The sequence below is a fragment of the Streptomyces torulosus genome (genome assembly GCF_001419765.1).
In the GTDB taxonomy this organism is placed as follows: domain Bacteria; phylum Actinomycetota; class Actinomycetes; order Streptomycetales; family Streptomycetaceae; genus Streptomyces; species Streptomyces torulosus.
Genome location: NZ_LIRK01000893.1, coordinates 1 through 13,795, shown reverse-complemented (window position 1 = coordinate 13,795; position 13,795 = coordinate 1). Strand labels below are relative to the sequence as shown.

At 71.0% G+C, this 13,795-nt stretch carries 12 protein-coding genes; 11 read left to right on the top strand and 1 reads right to left on the bottom strand.

Annotated features, from left to right (window positions below):
- Together AOK23_RS42020 and AOK23_RS42015 are read left to right on the top strand one after the other, a co-directional pair.
- Nucleotides 1-1,123, top strand: a 1,123-nt coding sequence (locus AOK23_RS42020; protein WP_055717656.1) for an MFS transporter, incomplete at its 5' end; no start/stop codon positions are given.
- A gap of 286 nt (nucleotides 1,124-1,409) precedes the next feature.
- The gene (locus tag AOK23_RS42015) at nucleotides 1,410-2,201 is read left to right on the top strand and encodes an IclR family transcriptional regulator (RefSeq protein ID WP_240496821.1); all 792 of its coding nucleotides are present in this window, start codon (nucleotides 1,410-1,412) and stop codon (nucleotides 2,199-2,201) included.
- A gap of 129 nt (nucleotides 2,202-2,330) precedes the next feature.
- On the opposite strand, the gene AOK23_RS42010 is transcribed toward AOK23_RS42015, so the two are convergent.
- Entirely contained in the window at nucleotides 2,331-2,930 is a 600-nt protein-coding gene (locus AOK23_RS42010; RefSeq protein WP_055717654.1) for a helix-turn-helix domain-containing protein, read from the bottom strand.
- Between the two features lie 318 nt (nucleotides 2,931-3,248).
- Between AOK23_RS42010 and AOK23_RS42005 the strand changes: the two genes are divergently transcribed.
- From AOK23_RS42005 to AOK23_RS41965, 9 genes are all read left to right on the top strand, one after another.
- Nucleotides 3,249-4,040: an aminotransferase class IV gene (locus AOK23_RS42005; RefSeq protein WP_055717653.1), complete on the top strand. Its 792-nt coding sequence runs from the start codon at nucleotides 3,249-3,251 to the stop codon at nucleotides 4,038-4,040.
- A 72-nt stretch (nucleotides 4,041-4,112) separates the two neighbouring features.
- Entirely contained in the window at nucleotides 4,113-5,909 is a 1,797-nt protein-coding gene (locus tag AOK23_RS42000) for a class I adenylate-forming enzyme family protein (RefSeq protein ID WP_055717652.1), read from the top strand.
- Nucleotides 5,910-6,099: 190 nt separating this feature from the next.
- Nucleotides 6,100-6,789 (top strand): DsbA family oxidoreductase, encoded by a 690-nt coding sequence (locus AOK23_RS41995; RefSeq protein ID WP_055717651.1) that lies wholly within the window; start codon nucleotides 6,100-6,102, stop codon nucleotides 6,787-6,789.
- 24 nt (nucleotides 6,790-6,813) lie between these two features.
- Nucleotides 6,814-8,178: an MFS transporter gene (locus AOK23_RS41990; RefSeq protein WP_055717650.1), complete on the top strand. Its 1,365-nt coding sequence runs from the start codon at nucleotides 6,814-6,816 to the stop codon at nucleotides 8,176-8,178.
- A gap of 108 nt (nucleotides 8,179-8,286) precedes the next feature.
- Entirely contained in the window at nucleotides 8,287-9,381 is a 1,095-nt protein-coding gene (locus tag AOK23_RS41985; RefSeq protein WP_055717649.1) for an AMP-binding protein, read from the top strand.
- Nucleotides 9,381-10,793 (top strand): aldehyde dehydrogenase family protein, encoded by a 1,413-nt coding sequence (locus tag AOK23_RS41980; protein ID WP_055717648.1) that lies wholly within the window; start codon nucleotides 9,381-9,383, stop codon nucleotides 10,791-10,793. Before AOK23_RS41985 ends, AOK23_RS41980 begins: the two co-directional genes overlap by 1 nt.
- Before the next feature lie 7 nt (nucleotides 10,794-10,800).
- Complete coding sequence (locus AOK23_RS41975) at nucleotides 10,801-11,427, top strand: FMN-dependent NADH-azoreductase (protein WP_055717647.1); 627 nt, start codon at nucleotides 10,801-10,803, stop codon at nucleotides 11,425-11,427.
- 215 nt (nucleotides 11,428-11,642) lie between these two features.
- A complete protein-coding gene (locus AOK23_RS41970) occupies nucleotides 11,643-13,016 on the top strand; it encodes a 3-deoxy-7-phosphoheptulonate synthase class II (RefSeq protein WP_063791505.1) in 1,374 nt (457 codons plus the stop codon).
- Between the two features lie 107 nt (nucleotides 13,017-13,123).
- Nucleotides 13,124-13,795, top strand: a 672-nt coding sequence (locus AOK23_RS41965; protein ID WP_169800389.1) for an anthranilate synthase component II, incomplete at its 3' end; no start/stop codon positions are given.

The following is a 13,795-nucleotide window of genomic DNA, read 5'->3' as shown; positions in this document are numbered from 1 at the left end:
CGCGTTCCTCACCTTCGCCGCCGCCTTCCTGGCCCGCCCCGTCGGCGTGGTGCTGTTCGGAAGCATCGGCGACCGGGTCGGCCGTAAGCGGGCCCTCTTCCTCTCGCTGGTGCTGATGGGCCTGTCCACGGTCGGCGTCGGACTGCTGCCGACCTACGAGACGGCCGGCCTCGTCGCCCCCGTGCTCCTGGTCGTGCTCCGCCTGCTGCAGGGCGTGAGCCTGGGCGGCGAGTGGGGCGGGGCCGTGCTGCTGGCGGCGGAGCACGCGCCCCCCGGACGCCGCGCCCTGTTCGCGTCGATCCCGCAGGCCGGCCCGCCGCTCGGCTTCCTGCTGTCCAGCGCCGTGATCCTTCCGACGCTGTCGATCGCCGGCAAGGACGGTTTCGCCGACTGGGCCTGGCGCGTTCCGTTCCTGCTGAGCACCGTCCTCATCGTCGTCGGCCTCTGGGTGCGCTCCCGGGTCACCGAGTCCCCGGTCTTCGAGCAGCGTCCCGCCGGCGCCGCCGCACCGCGTTTCCCCCTCGGTGTCCTGATCAAGGAGTACCCGGGAAGACTGCTCCTCGGCATCGGCGCGGCGATCGGCGGCTCCGCGGTGTACTACCTGACGATCGTCTACAGCATCTCCTACGGGCCGGCCGCCCTCGGCATCCCCCAGCCCACGATGCTGACCGCCACGAGCATCGCCGCCGCGGCCGTCGTGGCCGCCACGGTGCCGGTGGCGAAGCTCGCCGACCGGGTGGGCAGACGCCCGGTGATGCTGACCGGGGCGGCTGGTTGCGCCCTGTGGGCGCTGCCCATGTTCGGCTCCCTGAGTACCGGCGACGGTGTACTGATCACCGGGGCCTTCAGTATCGGGCTCGTGCTGTTCATCATGATGTTCTCCCCGATGGCCGCGTTCCTCCCGGAGCTGTTCCCGGCCAGGCTGCGCTACACCGGAGCGTCGGCGACGTTCATCCTCGCCGCCACTCTCGGCGGCGGCTTCGCCCCGCTGGTCGCCACCTGGCTGAACACCCACTGGAAGTCGCCGCTGATCCTGGGCGTGTACGCGGGCGCTCTCTGCCTGGTCAGCCTGGTCTGTGTGCTGGCCCTGCCCGAGACCCGCGACAAGGACTTCAGCGCCTGACGTCCTTCGTCCGAAGACCCTCGAACCGCCCGTCGTGCCGCCGACGCACGACGGGCGGTTGTGTTATTTCCGGCCGTAGGCGAGCGGCGGGACCGACGAGGCCGACACCGCTGTGGCACGCGCCGTTTACAAGCCCGACTCGGTCTCCTACATTGGACATGCGTCCATTTCAGTGGTCGCTCAGACCTTCCCGGTGCCCTCGGTCCTTCCTCGGAGTCTGCCCATGCGCGTCACCGCCCTTCGTCCCGAGCATGCTGACCCCCCGCACCCCGGTGCGCCGAGCCCCGTGCCCGAGCAACAGACAGCGGTCGACAAGGCGCTGGTCCTCCTGAAGTCGCTCGCCGAACAGGACAGGGAGGTCGGCGTCAGCGAGCTGGCCCGCTGCGCCCGCCTCAGCAAGTCGACGGCGTTCCGCCTGCTGGGCATCCTGCAGCGCAACGATCTCGTCGAGCGGGTCGGCAGCAACTACCGGCTCGGCATCCAGCTCTTCGACATGGGCAACCGCGTCCATGGGCCGACGCCCTTACTGCTCCAGGAGCGGTTGCTGCCCCACCTCGCCGATCTGTACGAACTGACGCACGAGACGGTGCATCTGGCCGTGCTGCACGGCACCGAGATCGTGTACGTCAACAAGATCCACGGTCACCGCGCGGCACGCACGCCCTCACGGATCGGCGCGCGGCTGCCCGCGTACTGCACCGCCGTCGGCAAGGCGCTGCTGGCCTTCGACCACGACGCCGCGGAGGCGGCCATCGAGGCGGGGCTGTCCGCTCTCACCGAGTACACCCTCACCGACGCCGACAGCTTCCGGGCCGAGTTGCGGCGTATCCGCCGGGACGGCATCGCCTACGACCGCCAGGAGGCCACCCTCGGACTGACCTGCGTCGCCGTACCGATCATGGGCCCCGTCGGCCGCCCGCTGGCCGCGGTCTCCGTCGCCGGCGCCGACCACCGCTTCGACCCCTCGCGCTATGCCGGGGCCCTGCGCCGCGTGGCCCACGAAGCGGCTCGCACGGTCACCGCGGCCAAGGCGCGCGGCTCGATCCCGTCCGGACGCGGCGGCCTGCCGGTGGCATGACCTCCCGCGGACCTGCCTCGATCCACGGCCCTGTGCGCCTGGTGGCGCGCGGGGCCGCATCGATGTACCGCTCCACCACGTGGCCGCCACCGGCCACGACGGTGCCGCAGCCGGTCGACGAAACACCCCCTAGTGGCCATGGGTGCGGGTGACGGCCATGCCGCCGGTGCCGGGAAGCGCGCGCGGCACACTCACCACGATGTGGATCAGGCTCTCCCCGTCCAGCGACTCGTATACGTGCGGCCGGTCGCCCGGGTACCGGACGAAGTCGCCGGCCGCCAGCTCCACGGGAGCGTCGGCAGGGCCGACCCGTACCCGACCGCTGATCACGTACAGGTGCTCCAACGTGCCCACCGGGTGCGGCTCGGACGGCCTGTCCGCGTCCGGCGAACGGCCGAGGCGGACCAGGTAGTTCTCGATGACACCGGAGCCGTACACATGGTCCAGGGACCGGGACTCGTACCCGTCGTGCCGCTCCCAGACGACGTCGTCACCCCGCTGCACGGTCATCACCTGTTCCCGCTCGGCCACCAGCCGTGTGACCGGCACGCCGAGCGCGCCGGCGATGGAGAACAGCGTGTCGACGGTGGGATTCCCCGTCCCCAACTCCAATTTGGACAGTGTCTGTTTGGCCAGGCCGGCCTGGCGGGCCAGTTCCGCCAGAGACAGGCCTCGCTGCTCTCTGAGGGCGCGCACATTGCGCGCCACCACGCTGTTTGCCGAGGACACGGCACCACTGTAAGGGAGAGGGCAATAGCGCACGCAGGGAAGTCGACTCCCGGCTCGTCCGCCGGACGCCGAAGTCCGTAGCGCGCTCCGCGCCCAGCGGGCGGTGCCTCGAGCGCGCGGTACGGGGGACCGGCAATGGCTCCTTGACGCCGTGTCCAATTGGCTCTGGTGACCCGGCCGTACCCGGCCTACCTTGTTGAAGTGTCAAGCGAACCGCCGGAGACTTCCGGCCGGTCCACCTGCAGATGGCTTTTTCCCTCCCCGCCTCCCCCACCCGAAGAACTCGGACCGCAGCCAGGGATTGGAAGCCCACCCCTCATGCAAACGGAAATCCACGCGTCGAGCTTCTCCGTCTGGCACCCCTGTGCGGGTCTTGTCGCCGAGGAGAATGCCGAAAGTCTGGTCGTCGCCGATTCATGGCTCCTGGCCGACGGGAAGGTCCGCGCGTACGAAATGCACTGGGCGCGGTTCACCCGGGCCGTCGGTGAATTCGGCGTCGAGCCCGGGGCGGTCCGCCCGTTCCGTGCCGAGGTCACCGAGACGCTGCCACGGACCGGTACCTGGTTTCCCCGCGTGGAACTTCTGGCCGGCACGCAGCCCAGACTCGCCTTGCGGGTCCGGCCGGCGCCTCCCTTGCGGGAACGGGCGAGCGTCAGGGTGGCGGACGTGCCCGACCCCCGCACCCGGCCCGACCTCAAGGGCCCCGACTTCCCCCTTCTCGAACCGCTCCGCCGGCGTGCCCAGGAGCAGGGTGCGGATGAGGCCGTACTCCTGGACGAACACGGCAGGGCCGTCGAGGGCGCCTTCAGCAGTCTTCTGTGGTGGCAGGAGGACGTGTTGTGCACACCTGCCGAGGACGGCCGGATTCTGCCGGGCGTGACCCGGCGCCTGCTGCTCGACCGGGCCGAGCGGCTCGGCGTCACGGTCCGCCACACCCGGGCCACTCCGGCCGAACTCGCCGGGCGGGAGGTGTGGATCACCAGCGCCCTGCACGGCATCCGGGCGGTCACCGACTGGGGGCCCGGACTTTCCGTGCCCCCGGCACCGACCCGCGTCGACGAGTGGCGCGCCCACCTGACGGACCGCCTCGCACCCCTGCCCCGCCACTGACCACCCGCCACAGGCCGTCGGGCCCCCGGCCCGCACGTCCACGCAACTCCCTCACCCAAGGAGAGGTCGTACATGAAACTCCGTTCCCTGCAACGACACCTGGCCTCTGTCCGGCGCATGCACCTCGGCCCGTCGCAGCGCGGTCTGCGGGCCCGGCTGGAACTGGTGGCCGAGAAGTCCCTGGGGGTCGGCACCTTCCTCTGGCACACGCTCGACCGTGCCGAGGACCTGGACGCGCCGCTGCTGCACCATCTGCCGCGCGGCGGAGGCGAGAAGGACGTCCGCGTCTTCACCCTGGGGGACCTGCGGGACGCGACCGAGCGCTACGCCCGCTGGTACCACGCGGCGGGCGTGGTGCGCGGAGACCGGGTCGGCATCCAGTCCGAGGACGGCATCGCCAACTTCGTCCACTTCCTGGCCGTGAACAGCCTCGGCGCCATCCCCGCCCCCGTGAACCCGAACATGGCGCCCGACATCGCCGCCCGCTACCTGGCCCGTCTGGAGCCGCGTGTCGTCGTCGCCGACTCCGGCCGGCTCACCGCCCTTCTGGAGGCCGCCGAATCACCGCAGGCCCTCGGTCTCACCGTCACGCAGGAGGAGATCGACGCGGCGGGGCCCGCGGGCCCGCTGCCCACGGGTTACCCGTACCGGCACGGCGACCGGGACCCCGTGCTCATCGCCCACTCCTCCGGTACCACCGGCATGCCGAAGGCGCCGGTCCTCGGCCACCGCCAGTTCTTCACCGGCAAGCGTCCCCGCATCCTCACCATGCCGTCCGGTCTTCAGGACAAGAACCTGCTGACGTTCCCCCCGTCGCACGGATCCGGCCTCAGCTACATGATGATGGCCACCCTCACCGGCGTACCCACCCTGGTCATGGAGGACCAGCGCGGACCCGCCGTGGCCGAGGCCATGCGCTGGTGGAAGCCGACCGTGGTCATCGGATTCCCCATCACCTTCGGTGAGTTGGCGACCCTGGGACTGGAGCCGTCGGCGGCCGCACATGTGACGACCTGGCTGGCCACGGCCGACGCCTCGCACGAGGCGCACATCCGCGAGCTGGTCCGCCTCGGCCGGCACCGCGAGGGCGGCAAATGGCGGCAGGGCTCGCGGTACATCGACGGGCTCGCCTCGACCGAGGTCGGCATGGCCGTCTTCCAGAACATCCACGGCCCGGACACCGAGGCCTATCAGCGCTGCGTCGGCTACCCCGAGCCGGTCGTGGAGGAGGCGACCGTCTTCGACGAGCACGGAAAGCGGCTCGGCCCGCACCAGATCGGCTACATCGGAGTCAAGTCACCGACCGAGACGCTGGGTTACTGGGCCGACGCCGACCTGACCCACCGCTCCAAGAACGACGGCTTCTGGCTCACCGGCGACATCGGCTACTACGACGAGAAGGGCCGCTTCTACCAGTACGACCGTGCCACCGACGTCATCCAGACCGTCAACGGGCCCGTCCACAGCCTGCCGACCGAGGAGATCATCCTCAAGGCCTGCCGCCGGGCGGTGGACTGCACGGTGGTCGGCGCGGTCAGCCCGGCCGACCCGGAACTGTTCGAACCGATCGGCGTGATCCGGATGCAGGAGAACTGCGACGACACCGCGGAACACCTGCTGTCGCAGATCAACGCGGCACTGCGCAAGGCCGGCATGCACCAGCTGTCCGCGCTCGTCGTCTGCAAGGGCGAGAACGACATCCCGCTCGGTGTCACCGGCAAGGTCCTCAAGCGCGAGGTCCGCAGCTCCTACGCCAAGATCCTGGTCTCCGACGACGATCTGCGCCTCGACGTGGCCCGCGTCCGCTCCGTACGCGCCGAGTTGGGCCAGCTGCCGCCCACCGGTCCGAAGTCCGGCGCGGCCGCCTGACCCTCCCCTCATCTCCTCGCGGCGTCCGTGAACTCCCCGCCCCGGTCCTCAACGGGTGGGCGCCGCGAGGCCCTTGGGCGCTCCCAGAGCACTCCAGGCCCTCGGCGGGGCCACGCTGCCCCCGTACGCCTCCCCGGTGGTCCCGCCCGAGTCCGCACCACGTACCACGTACCAGAAGGGAAACCGGTCAGTGATCAGCGTCGCGCCCGGCACCGTGGCCGTCTACGCGGACCTCGCCTGTCCGTGGGCCCATGTGGCGGTCCACCGGCTGTGGCAGACCCGCGCCGAACTCGGCCTCACCGACGTGGTGCGGTTCGACCACCGCGCCGTTCTGCTGGAGATCATCAACCGAGGCACTCTGCCCAAGCCCGTCATCGACGCCGAGATCCCGGTCACCGCGAAGATGGAACCCGACGCGGGATGGCGTTCCTGGGACGAGCCGGACTGGCGCTGGCCCGTCAGCCGCCTGCTCGCCGCCGAGGCGGTCCAGGCGGCCAAGGCGCAGGGCATGGCGGCGAGCGAGGCCCTCGACCGGGCCCTGCGCCGCGCCTTCTTCGCCGACAACGCCTGCATCACGATGCGGCACGTGATCCTCGAGGCCGCCGAGTCCAGCGCCGAGGTGGACGCGGCGGCCCTGCGCGAGGCCCTCGACGACGGGCGTGCCCGGGCCGCGGTCCTCGCCCACGTCGACGACTTCACCTCCGGCCAGGTGGTCACCAGCCCGCACCTGTTCACCGCGGACGGCGGCGCCTGGGCGAACCCCGGCGTCGACTTCCACTGGGCCGGACGCCCTGGCGCCAGTCCCGTCGTCCTCGACGAGGACGACCCCACGGTGTACCGCCGGATCCTGACCCGCGCGGCTCAGCAGCCCCGCCCCTGACCCGCCCAGGCCTGAAGGACACGCATGAGTTCCACGCTGGAGCCGACCACCACGACCGGGTCCGCCCACGACTCGGGGCGCGGGCGACGGATCGCGCACTGGGACCCGGAGGACGAGGAGTCCTGGCGGAACGGCGGAAAGCGCGTCGCCACCAGGAACCTGGTGTTCTCCGTCCTCGCCGAGCACATCGGTTTCTGCGTCTGGAGCCTGTGGTCGGTGATGGTCCTGTTCATGGGACCGGAATACGGACTGTCCGCCGCGGACAAGTTCCTGCTGGTCTCCGTACCGACCCTGACCGGCGCCGCGCTGCGCGTTCCCTACAGTCTCGCGGTCAGCTGGTTCGGCGGGCGGAACTGGACCGTCATCAGCGCGCTGCTGCTGCTGATCCCCACCGCCCTCGCGGCCCTGGTCATGCGACCGGGGACGTCACTGGGAACCTTCCTCCTCGTCGCCGCCGTGGCGGGGGTCGGCGGCGGAAACTTCGCCTCGTCGATGACCAACATCAACGCGTTCTTCCCGCAGCGCCACAAAGGATGGGCGCTCGGTGTGAACGCGGGCGGCGGCAACGTCGGTGTCGCCGTCATGCAGGTGCTCGGCCTGGCCGTGCTGGGCACGGCCGGCGCGAGCCGCCCCGGGCTGATGCTGTGGGTGCTGTGCGCGGCGATCGTCGTCGCCGCGGTCTGCGCCGCCCTGTTCATGGACAATCTGCCCGGCACCCGCAACGACACCGACGCGCTGCGGGCGGCGGTCAAGGACGTCCACTGCTGGCTGCTCTGCCTCCTCTACCTGGGTACGTTCGGCTCGTTCATCGGTTACGGCTTCGCCTTCGGACTGGTCCTCCAGCACCAGTTCGGGCGCACCCCCCTGCAGGCGGCGGGGCTGACGTTCCTCGGGCCCCTGCTCGGGTCACTGACCCGGCCAGTGGGCGGGTGGCTGGCCGACCGGTTCGGCGGCGCGCGGGTCACCTGCGCCGTCTTCGCCTCGCTGACCACCGTCACCGCGGTCGCCGTATGGGCGTCCCACGTGCACTCGCTGCCGCTCTTCACGGCCGCATTCATCGCCCTGCTCGGACTGGCCGGCGCGGGCAACGGATCGACGTACAAGCTGATCCCGGTGGTCTTCCGGGACCGGGCCGCCCGAGAACCGGGTGGCGGGGACGCCGGCCCGGATCCCGTGCGGGCACGACGGCTCGTGGGAGCGGTGATCGGAGTCACCGGAGCCGCCGGGGCGCTCGGCGGGGTCGGTATCAACCTCGCCTTCCGCTTCTCCTTCGCCGAGTGGGCGAGCGGAGTGCCCGCCTTCATCGGATTCCTGCTCTTCTACGTGGTCTGCCTCGCCGTCACCCAGGCCGTCTACGTGCGCGGCGGCCCCCTGGCCGCCCATGAGTGAGTCCCAGCCCCCACCCGGACGGCCCGTGAGCGACGGCCCGGCCCGGGCACCCCGGCGGCACGTGAGCGACGACCGCCGACTCCACGTCGTGCGATGCAAGGAGAAACCATGACCCTGCTCATCGATCCGGTGCTCGATCTCCCCACGGGCCGGGTCCCCGACCCGGAGGAGTTCATCGCCGCTGCCATGCGCTGGCACTTCAGCCCGGAGACGGGGTCGCCGTACTGGCTCGAAAGGGCCAGGACCCTGGACTTCGACCCACGGCGGGACGTCCGCACCTTCGCCGATCTCCGGCTCTTCCCGAACGTGGTCAACGAGTTGCGGAACGTCCCGGTCCGCGATCTCGTCCCGCGCGGTTACGGCACATCCCCCGACATCGTCGGCGTGTACGAGAGCGGTGGCACGACCGGCGCCCCCAAGCGGGTTCCCCTGCTGGCCGATTGGGCGGACCGCTTCGTGACCTGGTGCACCGGCTACATGGACGAGCGCGGTCATCCGCGCGGCGCCCACTGGCTGGCCGTGATTCCCACCGGGCCGCACATCTGGGGCGAGATGGTCGCCCGGCAGGCCCGGCGCCGCGGCGGCTTCGTCTCCTACGTCGACCTGGACCCCCGTTGGGTGAAGAAGTGCCTGGCCGAGGGCCGGACCGAGGAGGCCGACCGCTACGCCGCCCATGTGATCGCACAGGCGGAGTTCGTCCTGGACAACCAGGACATCGGCGTCCTCGTGACCACGCCGCCGCTGCTGGAGCGGCTCGCCCGCAGTGAACGGCTGGTCGAGCTGGTCAACGACAAGGTGCGGGCCATCATCTGGGGCGGCGCCCACATGGACCCCGACACCCGGGACCTGCTGCGCACGGAGGTCTTCCCCGGTGTACAGCTGTTCGGCCAGTACGGCAGCACCATGATCCTCGGCGGGATGGTCGAGCGGGAGGGCATCGACGACGCGTGCGTCTTCGACCCGTTCACTCCCTACGTCACCTTCTCCGTGATCGACCCCGAGTCGGGCAAGGAGGTCGCCCACGGCGAGCGCGGCCAGGTCGTCATGAACTTCGTCAGCAAGAGCGGCCTGCTGCCCAACAACCTCGAACGGGACCTCGCCACGAGGATCGCCCCCCTGCCCGGCCAGGTCGGCGACTCCGTTGCCGATGTCAGCCCGGTTCCCTCCTTCGACAACGAGGCCGTCATCGAGGGGGTGTACTGATGGAGGCCGGCCGTGGCGGGCCGATCCCGCTCGACGCCCTCGGGCCGCGCGGCTCCCACCGGACCCGCAACCGACTGACCGTGCCGGACGTCACCGGAAGGCCGGTGGCCGAACTCAGCCTGGTCCCCAGGCTGTTCGTGCAGCGCAGCCTGGCCGCCCTGCGCAAGGCGCCACCACTGGACGCGGACGAGCTGTCGGCCGTTCTGGCCCGGGCGGGGGAGGCGTTCGCCACCGGCACGGTCGGCGGTGTGTCCGCGGCCGCGTACCGGCATCGGGTGAGCCGGGTCACGGGCCTGCCGGTGTCCGTGGTGCGGAAGGCGACCGAGCACATCGCGCACTGTTCCCGCGAGGCGTTCCACACGGTGGAGTGTGCCCGCCCCCGCGGCACCGTCAGCCACTGGCAGGATCCGCTGACCCGGCGCGGCAGCGGCATCTGGACCCGGCGCGGCGACGTCTTCGCGGTGCACGCTGCGGGCAACCACCCCGGGGTGCACGCGCTCTGGCTGGAGGCCCTGGCCCTGGGATACCGGACGGCCGTACGGCCCTCCAGCCGTGAACCCTTCACCCCGCAGCGGCTGGTGACGGCGCTGCGGGAGGCCGGCGTCGGCGACGACCGGCTGGTGCTGCTGCCCACCGACCACACGGTGGCCGACGACATCATCAGCGGCGCGGACCTGTCGCTCGTCTACGGCGGTGACCCGGTCGTGACCAAGTACCGCTCCGACCCGACGGTGCTCACCCAGGGCCCCGGACGCTCCAAGATCCTGCTCTGCGCCGGGGAGGACCCGGCCGTGGCGCTCGAGACCATCGTGGCCTCGGTGAGCGAGGAGGCCGGGACCGCGTGCGTCAACACCACCGCCGTCCTCGTGGACGGCGACCCGGCGCCGGTGGCCGCGGCCCTGGCCGAACGCCTGGCCGCCCTGCCGAGCCTGCCGCCCCAGGACGACAAGGCCGTCCTCCCCGTCCACCCCGTGGCCGGGGCGCGGGCCCTGGAGAAGCACCTGCTGGAGCACACCGGCGGTGGCACCGTACGGCTCGGTGGCGACGGGATCGTCGAGGAACTCGGGGACGGCAGTGCCGTACTGCGGCCCGCGGTGATCCAACTGGACCGGCCCGACGCCCCACAGGCCGGCATGGAGCTCCCGTTTCCCTGCGTGTGGGTGGCGCCGTGGGCACCCGCCGACGGCATCGCCCCCCTGACGAACACGCTCGTCCTGACGGTGTTCGGCGGCGACGAGGCTCTGATCGAGCGGCTGATCGCCGAACCGAGCATCAGGAACATCCACCTCGGCGACCGCCCGACGCACTGGATGGCACCCGGCGTTCCCCACGACGGCCATCTCGCCGAGTTCCTCATGCGCAGCAAAGGCATCGTCAGATCGGCGACGGCCGGACCGTGGAGGGAAGGGTGAGGGAAGAGTGACCCGCCTGCTGCACATCGCCGCCTCCCCGAAAGGCGCGGATTCAGAGTCCCGGGCGATCGCGGAGACGCTCGTCGAGGCGTATCTCGACGCCCACGAGGACGGGACCGCCGACACGTTCGACCTGTGGAAGGAGCCGTTGCCCGCCTTCGACGCGGCCGCCGTCGCGGCCCAGAAGGCGGTGCTCGCCGGCAAGCCGCTGGAGGGTGCCGCGCACGCGGCGTGGCAGGCGGTGCGCCGCACCTTCGAGCGGTTCGACAGCTATGACAGATATGTGTTCAGCGTGCCGATGTGGAATTCCGGAATTCCCTACGTGTTGAAACACTTCATCGATGTGGTCAGTCAGTCGGGGATGCTTTTCCGGCTCGACCGGACATCGGGTTACACCGGGCTGCTGCAGGGAAAGAAGGCAGTGGCGATCTATACGAGTGGCGTCTATGCGCCAGGAATGCCCGAGGGCTTCGGCTCCGACTTCCAGTCGGCGACCTTCAACGACTGGCTGCGCTGGGCGGGCATCACCGAGATCGCCGACATTTCCGTCAGGGCACTGCGGTTCGCCGCGGACCCGGATACCTTGCGTCGCGAGGCACACGCCCGGGCGCGGGAACTCGGCAAGACGTTCTGATCCGTCGGGAGAGAATATTCCCCCGTCCCGGTAAATCGGCTCTCTTCAGTGGCGAAGTCATCCTCGAATTGGCTCTGTTCCCCGCCGAACGACATGAATTACCGTGACCGGAACGACCTCGTTTTCCATGAAGAACCTTCGCTGTGACGGCCGTCAGGGCAACCGTGCGCCGCGCACCGAAGAGTTTCGCCTCAATTCGGTGGAGGAATAGCCGCATGTTACTTTCCCCCTCGCTCCGGCGAGCTCGCCCGGTCGATGACCCGGCCTGGCACCCGGCCTCCTGGCGGGGACGGTCGATCCAGCAGCAGCCGCCGTGGCCGGACCCGGACGAGGCGGCGGCGGTCTCCGACCGCCTGGCCGTCATGTCGGCCCTGACCACCCCGCACGACATACGCAACGTACTCGCGGCCATGGTCCGGGTACAGGCCGGTGAGGCGTTCCTGCTGCAGGGCGGGGACTGCGCGGAGCCCTTCGGGCCGGAGGCCGTCGCCGGGGTCCGGGCCAAGCACCGGGCGCTGGGCGGCCTCGCCGAGCGCGTCAGCAACCGCCTGGACCTGCCGGTGGTCACCGTCGGCCGGATCGCCGGACAATTCGCCAAGCCGCGGTCCCGGCCGGTGGAGACGGTGGACGGTCAGGAGCTGCCGGCGTTCCGGGGACTGATGGTCAACGCCCCCGGTCCGAACACGTCCGACCGTACGCCGGACCCGCACCGCATGCTGTGCGGTTACTACACGGCGAAGGCGGTGCTGCACGAACTCGCCTCCCTGGCCCACTCCACCGCTCAGACCCTCGGCCCCCAGGTGTGGGACGCGCGGACGGCCCGCGAGCTGCCGCACGTTCCGGGCCGGGCGTACGAGCACGACGGCTCCCTGCGCTCGATCGTCCCGGGCTACGGGCAGACCCGCTGGTCCGAAGGGCCGGGATGGCGGCACACCGGGCTGTGGACCAGTCACGAGGCGCTGCTCCTGGACTACGAGGAACCACTGACCCGACGGGACCCCCTCACTGGAGAATGGTTTCTTCTCTCCACTCACCTGCCGTGGATCGGGGACAGGACGCGCCAGGTCGACGGCGCGCACGTGGCGTTCCTCGCGGGCATCTCCAACCCGGTCGCCTGCAAGATCGGCCCGGCCGCCGATCCCGACGACATCGTCCGGCTCTGCGAGCGCCTCGACCCCTTCCGCAGGCCCGGTCGGCTCACCCTGGTCTGCCGCATGGGCGCGAGCCAGGTCCGGGAACGCCTGCCCGCACTGGTCTCCGCCGTACGCCGTGCCGGGCACCCCGTGATCTGGGTGTGCGACCCGATGCACGGCAACACGACCACCACCGCCACCGGGCTCAAGACCCGCCACCTCAAGACCATGCTCGACGAGGTCACCGGCTTCTTCGAGGTGCTGCGCGGGCTGGGGGAGTGGCCCGGGGGCGTCCATCTCGAGATGGCGGGCGGCGATGTGACCGAGTGCCTCGACGGCTCCCGTCTGACCGACGAGGCCCACCTCACCGAGGCCTACCACTCCCTGTGTGACCCCCGGCTCAATGACGAACAGGCACTGACACTGGCCGACATGGTCGCCAAGCTGGCCGGCTGAGGCCGCCACGGCGAGTCCGCCTCACCACGCGGCCCTCCACCGCCGCGCACCCCCTTCTCCGGACCCCCGCCGGGTCCTTCCGCGCCGCTTCCCCGAGGAGAGCGACGATGCGAACCCTGCTCATCGACAACTACGACTCCTACACCTACAACCTCTTCCAGCTGATCGCGCAGGTCAACGGCACCGAACCCGTCGTCCTCGCCAACGACGCCCCCGAGTGCGACGGCATCGACCTCGCCGACTTCGACAACGTGGTGATCTCCCCGGGCCCGGGCAACCCGACGCGCGCCAAGGACTTCGGCGTCTGCGAACGGATCATCGCCTCGGCACCGCTGCCCGTCCTGGGCGTCTGCCTGGGCCACCAGGGCATCGGCGCGGGCGAGGGCGCGGAGGTCGTCCGGGCCCCGGAGGCCCGGCACGGCCACCTGACCGCCGTACGACACGACGGAGAGGGCCTCTTCAAGGGCATCCCTCAGGGCTTCACCGCGGTCCGCTACCACTCGCTGTGCCTGCGCGAGCCGCTGCCGCCCGCGCTGGAGGCCGTCGCGTGGGCGGAGGACGGAGTGCTGATGGGCATCCGACACCGTGAACGTCCCGTGTGGGGCGTGCAGTTCCACCCCGAGTCGGTCGCGACGGAGTTCGGGCACGAACTGCTGGCCAACTTCCGGGACCTCACGGAGCAGTTCCACACAGCTCAGCGCCGTTCACCGGCCCGCACCCCGGCCGTGCGCCTCCCACAGCACGCCGCCCCCGCCCCGTACCGTCCACGGCGCCCGGCC

Excerpts from the sequence above, each read along its gene's own strand:
- AOK23_RS42005 (WP_055717653.1), top strand. The coding sequence starts at position 3,249 with ATGCAAACGGAAATCCACGCGTCGAGCTTCTCCGTCTGGCACCCCTGT.
- AOK23_RS42000 (WP_055717652.1), top strand. The coding sequence starts at position 4,113 with ATGAAACTCCGTTCCCTGCAACGACACCTGGCCTCTGTCCGGCGCATG.
- AOK23_RS41990 (WP_055717650.1), top strand. The coding sequence starts at position 6,814 with ATGAGTTCCACGCTGGAGCCGACCACCACGACCGGGTCCGCCCACGAC.
- AOK23_RS41985 (WP_055717649.1), top strand. The coding sequence starts at position 8,287 with ATGACCCTGCTCATCGATCCGGTGCTCGATCTCCCCACGGGCCGGGTC.
- AOK23_RS41980 (WP_055717648.1), top strand. The coding sequence starts at position 9,381 with ATGGAGGCCGGCCGTGGCGGGCCGATCCCGCTCGACGCCCTCGGGCCG.
- AOK23_RS41970 (WP_063791505.1), top strand. The coding sequence starts at position 11,643 with ATGTTACTTTCCCCCTCGCTCCGGCGAGCTCGCCCGGTCGATGACCCG.